Source organism: Streptomyces sp. UC4497, assembly GCF_054871485.1.
In genome coordinates this window covers 37,362-53,741 of sequence record NZ_JBTYHB010000052.1, presented here as the reverse complement: position 1 = coordinate 53,741, position 16,380 = coordinate 37,362, and the positions used below count along the sequence as shown (strand labels likewise).

Below are 16,380 nucleotides of genomic sequence, written 5' to 3'. Positions count from 1 at the left end.
GGGGTGCCCGGGCGCCCCCCGCGGCCGCCCGTCCCCGGGTTTGGGGGGGGGGGGGGGGTGGGGTTTCTCACCCAAACACACTTGTCTCCCCTTGGGGGTGGGCCCCCCCCCCGGGGGGGGGGGCCACCGGGTGGCCCCGCAGGGACGGCTCCGGCGATGCCTAGCTGCACACGGTGCGCTGCGTACCGAGGCCGGTGATCTCGCTCTCCATCACGTCGCCCGCACGCAGGAACCGCCCGTAGTGGGAGCCGTTGCCCTCCGGTGAGCCGGTGATGAGCATGTCGCCCGGCTGCAGGACCAGGCGGTGGGAGGCGTACGAGATGAGCGAGGCGATGTCGAAGATCATGTCGCCCGTGTTGCCCTTCTGCATGACCTTGCCGTTGAGCTTCAGCGTGATGTCCAGGTCCTGCGGGTCGGGCACGAAGCGCGCGGGCACCACGTACGGCCCCGTGGGGTAGAAGCCGGGCTGGTTCTTGGAGCGCATCCAGTCCGTGCCCATCATGGGGATCTCCGGGCGGGGCACGAGACTGCGCGTCGTCAGGTCATTGCAGATGGTGTAGCCCGCGACGTGGTCGAGCGCCTCGGCGGGGCTCACCTCGCGCGCCTCGCGGCCGATGATCACGCCCAGTTCGAGTTCCCAGTCGTGGTTCTCGCCGAGGGAGGGCAGGACGACATCGTCGTAGGGCCCGTTGATGGCCGAGGGGACGCCGATCCACACGTAGGGATCGCCGTTCGCCCGGCGCTCGTCGACCTCGCGGGCGGCCTGCTCGCGCAGTTCCTCCGCGGTGGCGTCCGCTTTGCCCAGGCGGTGGGCGACGGTGATCTGGATGACGTGCTCGCGGTAGTTGGCGCCGGCGGCGATGATCTGCCCGGGCGGCTGGACCGGTGCCAGCACCCGCAGGTCGCCGACCGGCCGCCCCGAGCCGGCTTCGGGCGCGTCGGCGAGAGACTGAAGCGCTTCGAGCGCCGTCTCCCAGTCGGCGAGCAGGTCCCGGGTGGTGGCGGCTGCGGGCAGCACGGTCCGGGTGTCGTACACCTTTCCGTCCACGACAATTCCGGGGAACGGGCTGTCAGTTGCTTCGGCGAAGGTCCCCAAGGAGAAGGGTGTGATGCTCATCGTGTCCTCGACTTCTTGATGATGGCGGGGGGAGGGTGGGCTGCCGAAGCAGGGGCGGCGGCCCACCCTGGTCTCCTACGTCTGGTGTCATACCGGGGGCGGGGTGAACAGGCCGCGGTCGGGATCGTTGAACATCTCCCGGGACACGAAATCGTTCATCGGGTTCGAGGTACCCCACTGATCCGATGTCTCCGGATCGTCCGTCGAGTACAGGTGCGGATGCCAGGAGTCCTCGTCCAGGGTCTCCAGCTCCGTCGTGTACTCCATCGTGTTCCCGTTCGGGTCATGGAAGTACGTGAACGTGTTGTCCCCCGCCCGGTGCCGGCCCGGGCCCCACACCTTGTACACACCGTCCCGCATCAGCCGGCCGCTGCCCCGCATGTACTCGTCCAGGCCGCGCATCTCGAACGACGCATGATGCAGCGACACATGCGGGCACCGCGCGATCGCCATCGAGTGGTGCTGCGGATTGCACCGCATGAACCACATGATCCCGCCCAGCTTCGGATGCACATTCGTGTCCGTCAGCCGGAAATCCAGGAACTTCTCGTAGAACGCCTGCAGCTTCTCCGGCTCCGGCGAGTTCAGCACCACATGCGACAGCCGCACCGGGATGTCCTCGCGCTCCTCGATCCGCCGGTGCCGTCGCGCCGCCACCTCCGTGGACACCTCGACCGTGCGGCCCTCCACGTCGAAGAACCGGAAACCGTAGCCGCCGCCCGGTGTCTGCAGCACGTCCGGCTCCCCCACCAACCGCACACCCCCGCGGGCCAGCCGCACCGCCAGAGCGTCCACCGTTTCCCGGTCCGCGGCGCCATAGGACACCAGGTCCAGCCGCTTGTCCTGCGCCCGGCGCACCCGGATCACGTACTGCTCCGGCGACCCCTCCGCCGCGAAATACGTGACATCACCGTCCGACCCGGCCTTCACCAACCCCCACTTCTCCTCATAGAAGGCCACCTGCTTCTCATAGTCCTGCACCGCGATATCCACATGCCGCAAATGCGTGATCGGACTGATCGAACTGATCGGACTCTCAGACATGACGAACTCCAGAAGTAGTGGCGGCAAGAGACGAATCCGGGAGCCCGGACCCGAGCGGCAGCAGGCGGAGCAGCTCTGTGAGGCTCCGCGCCGACTGCGCGGTCCCGAGCACGTATCGGTCGGGACGAACCAGAACAGCCGGCGACACCACGCTGTCGAGCAGCGCGCCGACGTGTTCCGGAGAAGTGAGCACGGCGATCTCCGGATCGCCCTCCAGTGCGGTCCGTACGAACCCGGTTAGTTCCGCGAGGAGTTGAGGCGTGGCAGCCAGTAGGAACCGGCGGCCGACGAGATCATCGAGACGGGTGCCGTCCGGCAGCATCGGCTGAATCGACAGGCGGCCGGCCTCGGGGACGGCGGCCCCGGCGTGCAGGCCGGGGCCGAGAGCCGGGTCCGCCGGGAAACCTTTCTCGGGTTCGGCGAGAACGAAAGCATCTCGCTGCGAGGCGACCTCGGGGTCGGTGGTCTGGACGAGATTGGCCATCACCGCCGCCTCGTTGACCCAGTACCAGGCGTGCGGGCGGCGCTCGGACTCATAGGTGTCGAGCAGGGATTCGGGCGCCCTGCCGCTGGCGACCAGCCGGAGCTTCCACACGAGGTTCGACACGTCCCGCATCCCCGCGCACAGGCCCTGGCCGAACAGCGGCGGCGCCTGGTGCGCGGCGTCGCCCGCGAGGAACACGTTGCCCACGCGCCACCTCTCCGCGACCCGGGCGCGGAAGGTGTAGATGGAGCGACGGTCGGGGGTGAAGTTGTCGGGCGTGAGAAGACCCTTGCTCAGCCGGGCGATTCCCGCGGGCGTGATGATTTCGTCCGGGTCGTCTCCCGGCAGCACTTTGAGCTCGATGCGGGCACGGTCGCCGGGGAGCCGGATGAACAGGGCCGGCCGCGTGTGCCGGCCCAGCAGCACCATGTCGCCCTCCATGTCCAGGGCCCCGTGCAGCTGCCCGTCGGCGACGAGCCACGGATCGTCCACGCCGAGGTTCTCGACGGGAATGCCGAGTGAATCCCGGACCGTGGAGTTGGCGCCGTCGCAGGCCACGACCCAGCGCGCCGTGATCGTCTGCCGCGTACCGTCGGCCGTCTCGACGTGGCAGTGGACACCGTCATCGTCCTGGTCGATCTCCAGGAGCGTCGTTCCGAGCCGGAGTTCCACACCGGGCAGCCGTTCGACCTCTGCACGCAGCAGAGCGTCGATCTCCGGCTGGTGGAAGAGGTTTTCACCGTGCCATGCCTGCGGCCCCCACTGCCCGGTCGCGAAGGACAGCAGGGTGTCCCCGGCCTCGTTCTCCATCCGGTAATGCCGCATCGGGCTTGTCAGTTCGGAAACCTGCGCGGCGAGGCCGATCGACTGGAACGAGCGCATCGCCTCGGCGTCGAAGTGCACCGCCCGAGCCTGCCTCCACATCTCGGGCCACATCTCGATACCGACGGCCCGCACGCCGGCATGGCCCAGCTCGGCCAGCATCTTCACCCCTACCGGGCCACCGCCGACGACCAGGACTTCGCAGTCTTGCGACACCACATCTCCCTGTTCTTCTCTGGTACTTGTTGGAAGTACCGCTCTTACTTGTGCACTCCGCCGAGGGGCCCGTCGTCGTACAGATCCCTAAGGCCAGGCGCAGGCCGGGGCAGCAGGCCGAGCCCGTCGCGCATCGCCAAGATCCGCTCAAGTCCCGCACGTGACGGAACCAGTGACTTCGGGCGCGTGCGCAATGCCGCTCGCACCGAGGCAGGCCCGTGACCACCCCGCGCCAACAGCTCCCGTACCTGCTCGTCGGGGGCGTCACAGAGCCACTGCCGCGCCGCTTCCAGTGACGTCAGATACCGCGGGAGCCCGTCGCCGCCCGCCTTCCGTGCTGCCGGTCCCGCGACCACTCCCTGTCCGGGGTAGTCAGGTACCTCCGCCTCCACGGCAGCCAGTGACACGAAGCCCGCCTCGGCCGCCAGCTCATCCAACGGCGGCCCCAGCAAGGTCGCATCGATCGATCCCGTACGCAGTGCTTCCCAGCGCTCACGCACACCGCCTACGGGCAGCAGCGTGCAGTCGGCGGCGGACAGTCCACGCCGGGCGAGCAGATGGCGCAGCACCACCGCGAACCCGTTGTCCACGGCGTCGACACCCAGCACCGCACCGCGCAGCCCCTCCACTCTTTCCACCGACGGCCTGGCGAGCAGTTCCAGCGGTGTCGTCGACTCCACCTGGGCCACGATCCGAAGACCGCCGCCGCCGGCGTTCCAGACCACGAGGTTGTCCATGGCCGTCACACCCACATCCACGTTCCCGCTCAGCAACCGGTCCCGCTGATCCGTCGACGACTCGATGAACACGGTCTCGACATCCACGCCCACGTCGGCGTAGAACCCCAACTCCTCGGCGACGACACAGACCGAAGGCGGCACGAAAACCGCCTGTCGAAAGCACACCGTCATGGGGCGCTCCTTCCCTACAAGAGGTGACGCGACTCTACATTCGAAACGATACGTTTCGCATCCAATGAACCTCATCCCACCCCTGCGAGGGCGGACACTCCGGCCAACCCCCCGGCCCATGAGGCGTTCAACGCGGGCGATTAGGCAGCGTTTCTCCCCCTTCACGCGGCGGGAGAGTGGCCTCCGCCACAGATGGCTGACTCATTGGGGGTGGGTACCGCCTCGACTTCCTGCACCACCACTACACATTCGATACGTCTCGTATCATTTGTGAGGTAACATGGAGGGCCAGTCGCGCGCTGACGCGAGAACTACGGTCGCGTCCGAGGTATTTTTCCCCTGTGGCTGTACGAAGCGAATCGAGTCGCCGAGCAATCCTCGACGCGACCATGGACCTGCTCGTCCGTGATGGCCGACGAGCCATCACGGTGCAGAAGCTGACCATGGAGGCAATCGCCAAGCGGGCCAAGGTCAGCAAGGCGACGATCTACCGGTGGTGGCCCAGCAAGGGCGCCGTCGTCATCGACGCCTTTATGGAGAACCACCTCGCACACACCCGAATCCCCGAAGGGGTGCCCGTCCGCGAGGCACTCCTCGCGCACCTCAAGGCACTGATCTCCCAGTACGCCGGCCCCATGGGCACGCTCGTCGCGCAGATCGTGGCCGAAGGACAGTACGACCCCGAGACGATCGCCGACTTCCGCGGCAGATTCTGGAACGAACGCGCCGCAGCGGTCGAGAAGTTGATGCGGCGCGGCATCGACGAAGGCGTCTTCCGCTCCGACCTCGACCCGAGTGCGGCAGCCCAACTGTTCTATGCGCCGGTCTACTTCCACCTGCTCTTCGGCATCAGCCCGCTCAACGACGCGCTCGCCGAGCAACTCGTCGACCTGGGAATCCGCGGCCTGGCAGCCCACTCGGTCGAGGTCGGGAGCACCTGACCTCTCCGTGCTTCTCCGCGCGCGGTGGTTGAACCGCCCACAGTTCCGGGTGAGGGTGTGGGCTGTGACCGAGGAGCCGAGGAAGGGGTGTCAGCCATGACCGCCACCGCGGCCCCGTTCCGCGCCGATCACGACCGCAGCCTGCTCCGTCCGCCTGCACTCCTCAGGCCCTCCGCGGCAGCGATCAGTAAGCCAGGATTGCGCAGACCCCGACGGTTCACGACGACTCCCTCGACGGCACTCGCCCACCAGGTCGCCAGCGAGGGAGCGTGAGTTCATTTCATCTGCCCTCTGACCTGGCCAGATGAAGGGTGAGGATGGCACGAACGAGGTCGGTGGTCCGATTCGTGCTGCACCGGATCTTGCGGAGGACTGGCCAGCCCTTCAGCGTGGCTACGGCTTGTTCGCCGACGCACCGGATCTTGGCGTGGGTTGTGTTGTGGCGGCGTTGCCACCGCTTGAGCTTCCGGCCGCGGATCGGCACCCGGATATGCCGTCCCGCAGCCTGGCACGCGCGGCCGGCCCAGGTCGTCAGTCCGGTCATGGCCAGGGCGTCGATGATCCCGGTGGTGCGGGCGGCGGTCAGGTCGTGCGTGGCACCGGGCAAGGCGGGCGAGGCCCACAGCAGTTTGCCCGGCGGGTCGGCGATGACCTGCACATTCATCCCGTGCCGCTTGGCCTTGCCGGAGCAGTACGGGCGGCCGGCGGCGATCCGGTCGATCGGCAGGAGGGTGCCGTCGAGGATCAGGAACGCTTTCCGGCGAGCCGCTTCCGATGCCTGCTCCAGCGTCGGGGCGAGGGTGGCCAGGATCTCGATCGCCTCTCGGATGTAGCGGTAGGCCGTGGCGGTGCCGATGCCGAATCCGGCGGCGAGCTGGGCGTAGGTATCGCCCTTTCGCAGGTGCGCCAGGACGAGCAGGGCTCGGCGGCCCGGCGGCAGGCGCCGGCACCGCGTGCCCTGGAGTCGATGGCGAGTGCGCAATCGGCCGGCCAGGAAGCGCAGAGTGGGGGTGGACAGGTCGATGCCGGCGGTAGACAAGCACGCGAAGCCTCTGGTGGATCCGGTTCGCATGGTCGAAAACCCTTCTACCAGGGGCCTCTTCGCGCCTTCAGCCCAACGGGCAAGCTCATCCGGCAAGTTGGAACGGGCTCATTGACCGGGCCAGTACGCGCAACCGCCGCTGCTCCCGCTCAAAGGTGTGACGGGGCTCCTACCGGTGCCCTCGTACCCCCACAGGCGCCAGCCGCGCGTGTCGTCCACGGTGCCGAGTTGCTGGTCGGCGAAGTGCACACCGAAGCCGAAGACGTCGTCCTGAGCCATGAACCGCACGAGTCGGCGACGTGACTGTTCGGCCTGGGCGCGCGGTCGTGATCGAGGACGACCTACCGGTCGGGGGGCCGGACCTGGACGGGGCAGTGTCCGGAAAGCCGCTGCTCACGCGGGGTTTGACGGAGTCGAAGCATTCCCGCCAGACCTCCCTTCGATGCGATCACGGTGGAGGGTCGGCCATGGGGCCCGCATTGCACCGTTCGGGTCGAAGTCGCCGGAAAGAGGCGGCAACACGGTGAGCGGTGCAACCGCCTCCGCGCTCGGCACGGAATGCGTTCGTCCGCGCCATTGCGCTACTCGATGGAGGTCGACCGTGATCCACCGTTCTCAGGTACGCCGCGCCGTTGTCTGCACGCTTGCCGCTGGGGCACTCCTCGCCCCGGTGACAACGGCGGTGGCCGCGCCCCGTGCCGAAACCGAGCCCGCGCCCGTGGCCCGGGTGGACCTTCAGCGCTACCTCGGAAAGTGGCACCAAATCGCGGCTGTTCCGGCCCTCTACGAGGCGCAGTGCGTGAAGAACGCGCACGCCCTGTACAGCCTGAGCGGGACCGGCACGGTGTCCGTGAAGAACTCCTGCACGACCGTCTTCGGTCTCACCAGCAGTGTGAAGGGCGACGCCAAGCCCCTGGACGCCGAGAACGCGCGCCTGAACGTCTCCTTCGCCGGAGTGAACGGGCACTACAAGCACGGCAAAGACGCCAATTACATCGTGGTCGGCCTCGACGACGACTACCGGTGGGCGGTGGTGACCGACTCCCTGCGCCGCAGCGGATTCGTCCTCTCGCGGACACCCGAGCTGGGCGCGGAACAGACCCGAGCGGCGCGAACCGCGTTGCGGCGGGCGGGAGTCGACCCCTGCCGCGTCGCGTACACGCCGCAGGACGGCGGCAACACCACGCGCGCCCCGTTCTGCTGAGACCCCACCGGGCTCGACAGCGGCGCCGGACCGCGGCCGCCCTCATCGCGAGGGCGTCGCCGTCCGGTGCGCCAGTCGGCGCAGCAGCAGGTTGCGTCCCCGCTGCGGCACGGTCCACAGCGGGTGTCCCCGCAACTGCCACTGCCGCAAGAGGGAGTTGGCCGCGAGCATGCCGCTGGTCGCGGCCCGCTCCATCAGCGCCACCGGCAGGCCCGTACGCACCAGGTCGCCGGCGACCATGAGGCGCGGGTGGGGCGTGGTCACCGCGGGACGGTCCTGGTATCCGGACACGGGGAACAGCGGGCAGTCCTCGCGCCACTCGTGTCGGACGTCGACGATGCGGGCCGACCGCGTTTCCGGATACACCTGATGCAACTGCTCGATGAGCCGTTGTTGTTCGCCTGCCCGGTCCGCGTCGTCCGCGACGGCGTAGGCGTGCAGTTCCACCACGGACCCGCCCGTGCGGCGGGACCAGCGGTGGGCCTCCTGCTCCCAGCGGTCCAGGACGCTGACGTTGTCCAATCCGCCGTAGCCGCTGGTGCCGAGGAAACCGGGCCGGTCCTGCGCCACCGGCCGGTCGAGCCAGAGCCGGGAGACGAGGAAGGCGGGGGCGGTCCGCAGCCCGGCGATCCGGTCGCGCCAGGGCGTGTCGCCCAGCCCGGGACTGCGGTCGACCACCTGTCGCAGCCCGCCGGTGTCGAGAGCGAGAACGCAGGCGTCGTAGTGCCGGGCATCGGCTCCGGTGGCGACGGTGAACCCGCCGTCGGCCGACGGCACGATCTGGTCGACCGGCTCCGACAGGCGGATCTCGGCGCCCTGCTTCTCCAGGTAGGCGCTGAGCGGATCCCACAGGGCGACCGGGAAGGGGTCGTCGGGGACGTCGAACAGGAGGCCTTCGGCGGACCCCAGGAAATAGATGTGGAACATCAGCACCATCTCGGCCGCCGAGAGTCCGCGGGGATCCGCGAAGAAGCTGCGCGAGAACACCTCGAACGCCAGATGGTGGGCCGCCTCGGGGAACCCGATCGACTGAAGGAATTCGTGGGCGCTGACGCCGTCCAACCGGTCGTAGATCTCCGGTACCCGCACATCCATCAGCGGCAGCGCGGCCCGCGCGTTCATCGCGGGGAGATCACGGAGGGTGAAGGTCGGGCTGCGCGCGACGAAGCCCAGAGCGCTCCACGGAGGGGTGCGCGGGACGTGGCGGAAGCTGTCGCGCAGGCCGTCGGCGTGCCACAGCGGGTAGTCGGGCAGCGGTGTCAGCCGTTCAAGGCGCGGATCGGTCCTGCGCAGCAGGGAGCACAGGTTGTAGTACTGGCGGAAGAAGGCGTGGAAGCCGCGGCTCATGGTGGCGGACGAGCCGTCGGCGAGGACCGTGTGCCAGCCGGCGAGACGGCCGCCGAGTGCGGCCTCGCGTTCGAACAGCGTGACGCGCACGCCGCGTTCGGCCAGCGCGACGGCCGCCGCCAGGCCGGCGATCCCCCCGCCCACGACGGCCGTCGACGGCGGTGTGCCGGTGGCCCTGGCCGATCCGGGGGCGGCCGGGATGTGCACGGCCCGGCGGTCCAGGCCTCCCGGCGGCGGGGTGTGCCGAGGCTTCATCCGTGTGTCCCTTCCCCCGGCGTTTGGCCGACGACGGTGTGCGTGATGCCGGTCTGCCAGCCCGGTAGCGGCAGCACCCGCACGTGAGTGAACCCCGCCCGGGCCGTCCGGCGGGCGAACTGGTCGGCCGTGTCGAACTCGACGACGCTGCGCCACAAATGCCGGTACAGGGCGCCGTCCCCGAGGGCCGTGGTGACGGGCAACAGGCCCGCGCAGACCGCCGACCACAGGGCACGGTGACGGTGCTTGCCGCTGAGGGTGTACTCGTGCACGGCCAGCCGGCCACCGGGTTTGAGGACGGCCGCCACCGACGACAGGATGCGGTCGGGGTCGGCGGTGTTGCGGAAGAGATAGGCGGCGAACACCGCGTCGAAAGGACCCCCGACCGTGCTGGAGTCCAGTTTCTCGGCAGGCGCGTGGGTGAAGCTGACGGTGGCGGGCCACGACTTGGCCGCCGCCTTCTGAAGCATTCCCGCCGACGCGTCCACAGCGGTGATCTCGGCCTGCGGCAGCACGGACAGCAGCGCCGCCGTCGACGCGCCCGTACCGCAGCCCAGATCGAGGACGCGCAGGCCGCGCCCGTGGCAGTCGAGCCCCAGACGGCGCGCCGAGCGCCGCAGGTGCGCGTGGTAGCCGGGGTTGGCCCGCACCAGGGCGTCGTAGCTGCCGGCGGCGTGGTCGAAAGCCGATGCCAGGTCGGCATCGCGCAGGGTGGGCATGGTTCTCCTCTACGAGGTCTATGAGGCCTACGAGGTCTATGAGGATCGGACGACGGGGGCGGGCCGTCGTGGACGCACCGGGAGTTCCACGGCACTGCGCAGCAGTGGCCCCACCGGGCTGTTCAGGCCGATCGAGAGGTCCTCGGCCAGCGTGGTGGCACCGTCCAGGAAGCGCAGCAGCCGCTGGGTCGGCACCCGGGAGAACAGCCGCATGAAGAAGGCCGCCCCGTCGACATGGCCACGGGCCAGTCCGTTCAGCAGGACCGCGTCCATGAGCATCGACCGCCCCGGGTGGGGAGCGGGTGGCTCGGGATCGCGGCCCGCCAGCAGGGCGTCCGCGATCGCCGATGTCTGGCGTTGGATGGCGGTGAAGGTGTAGCCGGTCGCCGGACGTGTGGCACCGCCGGCCGCGCCGATTCTGAAGATCCCCTCTCCGACGCGGCGGGGGAAGCGGGCGTCCGTCATGGGGATGACCCCCTCTTCACGGGCCTCGACGCGGACGTCGCGCACCTCCAGGACGTCGTGCAGATACGCGGTGAGGGCGCGGTCGTACGCGTCCGCGGGCAGCGCGGCCGGGGAGAACTGCGTGTACTCCACCAGAGCGGTGTGCTCACTCGTCGGGAGGACGTAGGTGAAGGCCAGGCCGCGCGCGGGCTGCGGCGTGCGGAAGTCCATCAGCTCGACGGCCCCCGGGTCGAAGACCGGCCGATCGGTGCGGACGAACCAGCCGCGGAAGTGCTGCAGCAGCGTCGTACGGGCCGGGGGCAGACCGCGCAGCGGCCGCGAGTCGAACACCCAGCGCGCGGCGAGCCGTTCGTGGCCTCCCTCGGCCGTGCGGACCAGCACGCGGGGACCGTCACGGCCCGCCTCGACGCCCTCCACCACACCCTGCGAGCGCACCAGCCCCGGATGTGCGGCCAGACGGCGCTCCACCAGCGCCTCGAAGTCGGGAGAGCGGATCATCTTGTACCGCAACGATCCCGTGTTCCCACCCGCGCGGCGACCGTCGGGGCCGTACACCCGAATCCGGTTCCAGGCGGCGGTCACGGCGTCGTCGTAGCGCCCCGGCCCCTGCTCCCAGAAGCACCACGTACGAGGAGGGGGCCGCAACGGGCCGGCAGGCGCGTCGACGAGCCTGACCGACAGCGTTCCCGACGCCCCCGGCGTGGTGCACAGGCGCTCCGCCAACGACAGTCCGGCAGCCCCGGCGCCGATGATCACCACGTCCGAGCGCACGTTCACCTCCAGCGTCCACACAGTCAGATACGGATCACTCTTCCCGCGCCGCCTCCCGTGCGGATGCGCGGCGCCCCAGATCAGACGGCTGCCCGCCGCCCGCGGCCGTCCACACGCGAGGTTGCGCCATTTGCCGCGGTCAGGCGCATCCGATCGCGCACGCGGCAAGGAATGCCCTGACCAGCATCCCCCCGTCACATGCATCCCTAAGGAGCCGACATGCCCTCCCACGAGGCACCGGCCGCCACCGCTACGGTCGCCCCACCTCACGGAGCGCACCTCGAAGGCGACGTCGCCGCCACGGGCGGCGGCCACCTGCCGCGCTCCATGCGTGTTCGTCGGATCGACGACGACGTACCGCTGACCGTGCAGCGTCGCCTGGCCCCGATCCTCGCGCGGCGCGTCGCGCAGGCCGGCGCCGTCGACGCCACGTTCGGCGCCGATGTGGCCGAGCGCGTCGCCCACTTCACCCTGGGCGGCGGACGGCGCGTACGCCCGCAGTTCCTGTGGTGGGGACTGCGCGCCTGCGGACTGCCGGATGAGCAACAGATCGACGCGGCGCTTCAGCTGAGCGCGGCGCTGGAGCTGATACAGACGTGCGCCCTGATCCATGACGACATCATGGATCAGGCACCCACCCGGCGGAGCCGCCCCGCCGTGCATGTCGACTTCGCGGCCCAGTACGCCGCCTCCGCCCGCGAAGATGCCGCCCGTTTCGGCGAGTCGGCGGCGATCCTCGCCGGGGACCTCGCGCTGGCCTGGGCCGACGACGAAGCCGCCGTCCTGGACATCCCCGGCCACCAGATGCAACGGATTCGCGACACCTGGGCGCAGATGCGCCTGGAGATGGTGGCCGGGCAGTATCTCGACATCCAGGGGGAGCACACCTCCACGAGGTCCCTCAGCCACGCCATTCGCGCCGCGTGCCTGAAAACCGCCCTCTACACCGTGGAGCGCCCGCTGCAACTGGGAGCCATCCTCGGCGACGCCGACGAGAGGACCCTGCGGGCCCTGTGCTCGGCAGGGCGCTGCGCCGGACTGGCCTTCCAGTTGCGCGACGACCTGGACGACGTGTTCACGGGTCCCGGCCCGCGGGGCAAACCCGCTGCGGGCGATCTACGGGCCGGCAAGCCGACCTATCTCGTCGCTCTCGCCCATGCGCGCGCCGAGCGGGACGGTGACCTGGACACCCTGCGGGTCATGGACCGCTGCCTGGGACGGCGCGATCTCGGCGCCGACGACCTCGCCGACATCAGGCAGGTGCTCGATGACACCGGGGCCAGGGGCCTCGTCGAGGACAAGATCCGCCGCCTGGTCGCCCAGAGCAGTCGTCACCTCGCCGCGGCCACGCTCGATCCCGAAGCCCGAGCCCGCCTGCACCTGCTCCTCCAGCAGGTGGCCGGGGGCGAGGTCCCCATGCCCGCCGACACCTCGGCCCGGCCGGGCACCGCACTCCAGGGAGCGGCACAGTGAAGACCGTAGGCGGAAAGACGGACCACGTCGTCGTGGTCGGCGCGGGGCTCTCCGGCCTCGCGGCCACGCTCCATCTGCTGGGCGCGGGACGCCGCGTGACACTCGTCGAACGAGACGATCGGCCCGGCGGACGCGCGGGACGACTCACCCGCGGCGGCTACCGCATCGACACCGGCCCCACCGTGATGACCATGCCCGACCTGGCCGACGAAGCCTTCGCCGCGGTCGGCGAACGACTGAGCGACCGGGTCGACCTCATCCCTCTCCATCCCGCCTACCGGGCCTCGTTCGCCGACGGCAGCAGCCTCGACGTCCACACCGACGCCCAGGCCATGGAACAGGCCGTCGAGGACTTCGCCGGTCCGGGGGCCGCCGCCGGATACGTGGAGCTGCGCCGCTGGCTGGAGCGCCTCTACCGGGCGCAGATGCAGCACTTCATCGACACCAACTTCGACTCACCGCTGCAACTGCTCACCCCCGATCTGGCGCGGCTGGCCGCGCTGGGCGGCTTCGGGCGCATGGACTCCCGGATCGCCCGGTTCATCAAGGACGAGCGGCTGCGCCGCGTCTTCTCCTTCCAGGCCCTGTACGCGGGGGTGCCCCCGGCCCGCGCCCTCGCCGCCTACGCGGTCATCGCCTACATGGACACCGTCGCCGGCGTGTACTTCCCGCGCGGCGGCATGCACGCACTGCCGCAGGCCATGGCGGACGCCGCCCGGGACGCCGGCGCCGAACTCCTCTACGGCCGCACGGTCGAGAGCCTCGAACGCTCGGGAGACCGCGTCACCGCCGTGGTCACCGGCGACGAGCGGATCCCCTGCGACGCCGTCGTCCTCACCCCCGACCTGCCCGTCACCTACCGACTGCTCGGCCGCACACCGCGCCGCCCGGCACCGGTGCGGCACGCTCCCTCCGCCGTGATCCTGCACGCCGGAACCGACCGGACATGGCCCCAACTGGCCCATCACACCATCTCGTTCGGAGCGGCCTGGCACGAGACCTTCGACGAACTCACCCGCGAGGGCCGGCTGATGAGCGACCCCTCCCTGCTCATCACCCGGCCCACCGCCACCGACCCCACCCTGGCACCGCCCGGCCGGCACCTGCACTACATCCTGGCGCCTTGCCCGAACACCGACATCGGCCCCAGCGCAGCCCAGTGGGGCGACCTCGCACCCCGCTACCGCACCGAGCTCCTCACCGAACTGGAACGACGCGGCCTGGACGGCATCGCCGACTCCATCGACGAGCAGTGCCTGGTCACCCCCGCCGACTGGCACGCCCAGGAGCACGCGGCCGGCACCCCGTTCTCCGCCGCGCACACCTTCGCGCAGACCGGCCCGTTCCGCCCGCGCAACCTCGTACGGGGAACCGACAACGCGGTCCTCGCCGGCTGCGGAACGACCCCCGGCGTGGGCGTGCCCACCGTGCTGCTGTCCGGCAAGCTCGCCGCCGCCCGCATCACCGGACCGACCCCGCACGCGGCTCGCCGAGCCCGCGACAGTCTCAAGACCCCGAGAGGAGCGGCCTCGTGACCACCCGCGAACTCGACGCAGCCGGCGTCACCGACCCCGCCCTGCGCCACGCCTACACGCACTGCCGCGAGCTCAACGCCCGCCACGGAAAGACGTACTTCCTGGCGACCCGGCTCCTGCCCGCGCGGCATCGCCCCGCGGTCCACGCGCTGTACGGATTCGCCCGCTGGGCCGACGACATCGTCGACTCCCTCGGCGAGCGGAGCACGAGCGACCAACGGAGCGTGGCACTGGAGGAGTTGGCGGAGAGTCTGCGGCACGGCCTGCGCGCGGGCCACAGCAGCGAACCCGTCGTCCAGGCCCTGGCCGACACCGCACACCGCTACGACATCGACCCCGGCCACTTCCACGACTTCATGACGGCGATGCGCGACGATCTCACCGTCACCGACTACCCGACCTACGCGGACCTCAGGGGCTACATGCACGGTTCGGCGGCCGTGATCGGCCTGCAGATGCTCCCCGTCCTCGGGACCACCGTGCCGCGCGCCGAGGCCGAACCGTACGCGGCGGACCTCGGCGTGGCCTTCCAACTCACCAACTTCCTGCGGGACGTGGGCGAGGACCTCGACCGCGGACGGGTCTACATCCCCGCCGACCTGCTCACCGCGCACGGCGTCGACCGTGGCCGACTCCAGTGGAGCCGCGCCACCGGCCGGTCCGATCACCGTGTCACCGGAGCGCTGCGGGCCTTCGAGGCACTCACCCGCGACGTGTACCGGCAGGCGGTCCCCGGAATCGCCCTCCTGGACCCGGTGTCCAGGCCCTGCATCCGTACCGCCTTCGTCCTCTACTCCGGGATCCTCGACGCCGTCGCGGCGGACGGCTACAACGTCCTGCACCGGCGTGCCGTCGTGCCCCGCCGCCGCCGGGCCGTCGTCGCCCTCGACGGACTGGCGCGCATCGCGCACGCACGGATCCGCCACCGCTCCACACCCCCGGCCTCCACCCCTCGGCACTCCTGCGCGGGGCGGACGCCCGACACCCCGGCCCTGACCCCCTCGGCGCGCGGAGAGGCAGCATGAGCAAGCGACCCGGAGCACCGCGATTCCCGCTGACACTCCGCAGGAACCCCCAGCCGTGGGAGCGTCAGGAACCCACGTGGCGCCAGGCCCGCCCCGCCGTCATCGAGACCGCCTTGAAACGGTCCCAGGCACGTCCGTCGGGCAACTGGTACGTCGTCGGAGCCACCCGCGACGTTCCGGCCGCGGCACCCTTGGGGCGCACCGTGGCGGGCCGCGAACTCGTCATCTGGCGGGACACCGACGGCAACCTCGCCGCCGGCCCCGGCGCCTGCCCCCACCTGGGAGCACCGCTCAAGGACAGCCCGCTGCGCTGCGGAACCATCGTCTGCCACTGGCACGGCCTCGCGCTGGGGCCGCAGGGCGGCCCCGGCTGGCGCACGCTGCCTGTCCACGACGACGGTGTCCTCATGTGGGTCCGCCTCGACGCCGTGGACGGCGAGAAGCCGCTCGACGAACCCGTGATCCCCCCGCGCCCGGACCCGGCACGGTCCCTACAGGCGGTCTACACCGGGTTCGGCCGCTGCGAACCCGAGGACATCGTCGCCAACCGGCTCGACCCCTGGCACGGTGCCTGGTTCCACCCCTACTCATTCGTCGACCTCACGGTCACCGAGAGCCCCGAGGGTGACACCACCGAACCGGACCGGTTCGTCGTCGATGTCTCCTTCAAACTCACGGCCCGGCTCGTCGTCCCCGTCCGCGCCGTCTTCACGGCCCCCGAACCCCGCACCGTCGTCATGCACATCACGGACGGAGAGGGACGCGACTCCGTCGTCGAAACCCACGCCACGCCCCTCACCCCACCCGGACATCCCACGCCCCGCACAGCCGTGGTCGAGGCGGTGCTCGCCACCTCCGAACGCACCGGCTTCACGCTCGCGCGCCACGCGTCCTTCCTGCTGCGCCCGTTGATGCGCACGGCGGCGGGGCGACTCTGGCGCGACGACCTCGCCTACGCGGAACGCCGCTGGTCGCAGCGCACACGGCAGCACCTGCCGTACTGACCCCG

Annotated in this window: 15 protein-coding genes; 6 read left to right on the top strand and 9 right to left on the bottom strand. The window is 70.4% G+C overall.

What is annotated here, in order from left to right; translation table 11 throughout:
* Positions 1-160: 160 nt before the first annotated feature.
* The 4 genes from ACYSUO_RS39660 to ACYSUO_RS39645 form a co-directional block, all read right to left on the bottom strand.
* Positions 161-1,117: a fumarylacetoacetate hydrolase family protein gene (locus tag ACYSUO_RS39660; RefSeq protein ID WP_461781063.1), complete on the bottom strand. Its 957-nt coding sequence runs from the start codon at positions 1,115-1,117 to the stop codon at positions 161-163.
* An 87-nt stretch (positions 1,118-1,204) separates the two neighbouring features.
* A complete protein-coding gene (locus tag ACYSUO_RS39655) occupies positions 1,205-2,161 on the bottom strand; it encodes a VOC family protein (RefSeq protein ID WP_461781062.1) in 957 nt (318 codons plus the stop codon).
* A complete protein-coding gene (locus tag ACYSUO_RS39650; protein ID WP_461781061.1) occupies positions 2,154-3,683 on the bottom strand; it encodes a bifunctional 3-(3-hydroxy-phenyl)propionate/3-hydroxycinnamic acid hydroxylase in 1,530 nt (509 codons plus the stop codon). The genes ACYSUO_RS39655 and ACYSUO_RS39650 overlap by 8 nt, the downstream gene beginning before the upstream one ends.
* 44 nt (positions 3,684-3,727) lie before the next feature.
* Complete coding sequence (locus ACYSUO_RS39645) at positions 3,728-4,594, bottom strand: ABC transporter substrate-binding protein (RefSeq protein ID WP_461781060.1); 867 nt, start codon at positions 4,592-4,594, stop codon at positions 3,728-3,730.
* Positions 4,595-4,935: 341 nt separating this feature from the next.
* Here ACYSUO_RS39645 and ACYSUO_RS39640 point away from each other — a divergent pair, with 341 nt between their 5' ends.
* Entirely contained in the window at positions 4,936-5,535 is a 600-nt protein-coding gene (locus ACYSUO_RS39640; RefSeq protein ID WP_461781059.1) for a TetR/AcrR family transcriptional regulator, read from the top strand.
* A 280-nt stretch (positions 5,536-5,815) separates the two neighbouring features.
* On the opposite strand, the gene ACYSUO_RS39635 is transcribed toward ACYSUO_RS39640, so the two are convergent.
* Together ACYSUO_RS39635 and ACYSUO_RS39630 are read right to left on the bottom strand one after the other, a co-directional pair.
* Positions 5,816-6,607: a transposase family protein gene (locus ACYSUO_RS39635; protein ID WP_461781058.1), complete on the bottom strand. Its 792-nt coding sequence runs from the start codon at positions 6,605-6,607 to the stop codon at positions 5,816-5,818.
* Positions 6,608-6,685: 78 nt separating this feature from the next.
* A complete protein-coding gene (locus ACYSUO_RS39630; protein ID WP_461781057.1) occupies positions 6,686-6,856 on the bottom strand; it encodes a hypothetical protein in 171 nt (56 codons plus the stop codon).
* 322 nt (positions 6,857-7,178) lie between these two features.
* Here ACYSUO_RS39630 and ACYSUO_RS39625 point away from each other — a divergent pair, with 322 nt between their 5' ends.
* Positions 7,179-7,781, top strand: coding sequence for a lipocalin family protein (locus ACYSUO_RS39625; RefSeq protein ID WP_461781056.1), 603 nt, complete (start codon positions 7,179-7,181; stop codon positions 7,779-7,781).
* 42 nt (positions 7,782-7,823) lie between these two features.
* Here the strand turns inward: ACYSUO_RS39625 and ACYSUO_RS39620 are convergent, their stop codons facing one another.
* Genes ACYSUO_RS39620 through ACYSUO_RS39610 form a run of 3 tightly spaced genes read right to left on the bottom strand, consistent with a single transcriptional unit; the run spans position 7,824 to position 11,338 of the window.
* Complete coding sequence (locus ACYSUO_RS39620) at positions 7,824-9,383, bottom strand: FAD-dependent oxidoreductase (protein WP_461781055.1); 1,560 nt, start codon at positions 9,381-9,383, stop codon at positions 7,824-7,826.
* A complete protein-coding gene (locus tag ACYSUO_RS39615) occupies positions 9,380-10,102 on the bottom strand; it encodes a class I SAM-dependent methyltransferase (protein ID WP_461781054.1) in 723 nt (240 codons plus the stop codon). The genes ACYSUO_RS39620 and ACYSUO_RS39615 overlap by 4 nt, the downstream gene beginning before the upstream one ends.
* A gap of 36 nt (positions 10,103-10,138) precedes the next feature.
* On the bottom strand, positions 10,139-11,338 hold the full coding sequence (locus ACYSUO_RS39610) for a lycopene cyclase family protein (protein WP_461781053.1): 1,200 nt from the start codon (positions 11,336-11,338) through the stop codon (positions 10,139-10,141).
* Between the two features lie 219 nt (positions 11,339-11,557).
* On the opposite strand from ACYSUO_RS39610, the gene ACYSUO_RS39605 reads away from it, so the two are divergent.
* From ACYSUO_RS39605 to ACYSUO_RS39590, 4 genes are read left to right on the top strand one after another with little or no spacing between them, the layout of a single operon-like run.
* Positions 11,558-12,811 (top strand): polyprenyl synthetase family protein, encoded by a 1,254-nt coding sequence (locus ACYSUO_RS39605; protein ID WP_461781052.1) that lies wholly within the window; start codon positions 11,558-11,560, stop codon positions 12,809-12,811.
* Positions 12,808-14,346 carry a phytoene desaturase gene (locus tag ACYSUO_RS39600; RefSeq protein ID WP_461781051.1) on the top strand — a complete coding sequence of 513 codons (1,539 nt, stop codon included), beginning with the start codon at positions 12,808-12,810 and terminating at the stop codon, positions 14,344-14,346. Before ACYSUO_RS39605 ends, ACYSUO_RS39600 begins: the two co-directional genes overlap by 4 nt.
* Positions 14,343-15,371 (top strand): phytoene/squalene synthase family protein, encoded by a 1,029-nt coding sequence (locus ACYSUO_RS39595; protein ID WP_461781050.1) that lies wholly within the window; start codon positions 14,343-14,345, stop codon positions 15,369-15,371. The genes ACYSUO_RS39600 and ACYSUO_RS39595 overlap by 4 nt, the downstream gene beginning before the upstream one ends.
* The gene (locus ACYSUO_RS39590; protein WP_461781049.1) at positions 15,368-16,375 is read left to right on the top strand and encodes a DUF5914 domain-containing protein; all 1,008 of its coding nucleotides are present in this window, start codon (positions 15,368-15,370) and stop codon (positions 16,373-16,375) included. Before ACYSUO_RS39595 ends, ACYSUO_RS39590 begins: the two co-directional genes overlap by 4 nt.
* Positions 16,376-16,380 lie beyond the last annotated feature (5 nt).

Coding starts and splice junctions, on each gene's coding strand:
- ACYSUO_RS39630 (WP_461781057.1), bottom strand. CDS start 6,856: ATGGCTCAGGACGACGTCTTCGGCTTCGGTGTGCACTTCGCCGACCAG.
- ACYSUO_RS39590 (WP_461781049.1), top strand. CDS start 15,368: ATGAGCAAGCGACCCGGAGCACCGCGATTCCCGCTGACACTCCGCAGG.
- ACYSUO_RS39615 (WP_461781054.1), bottom strand. CDS start 10,102: ATGCCCACCCTGCGCGATGCCGACCTGGCATCGGCTTTCGACCACGCC.
- ACYSUO_RS39660 (WP_461781063.1), bottom strand. CDS start 1,117: ATGAGCATCACACCCTTCTCCTTGGGGACCTTCGCCGAAGCAACTGAC.
- ACYSUO_RS39645 (WP_461781060.1), bottom strand. CDS start 4,594: ATGACGGTGTGCTTTCGACAGGCGGTTTTCGTGCCGCCTTCGGTCTGT.
- ACYSUO_RS39655 (WP_461781062.1), bottom strand. CDS start 2,161: ATGTCTGAGAGTCCGATCAGTTCGATCAGTCCGATCACGCATTTGCGG.
- ACYSUO_RS39605 (WP_461781052.1), top strand. CDS start 11,558: ATGCCCTCCCACGAGGCACCGGCCGCCACCGCTACGGTCGCCCCACCT.
- ACYSUO_RS39635 (WP_461781058.1), bottom strand. CDS start 6,607: ATGCGAACCGGATCCACCAGAGGCTTCGCGTGCTTGTCTACCGCCGGC.
- ACYSUO_RS39620 (WP_461781055.1), bottom strand. CDS start 9,383: ATGAAGCCTCGGCACACCCCGCCGCCGGGAGGCCTGGACCGCCGGGCC.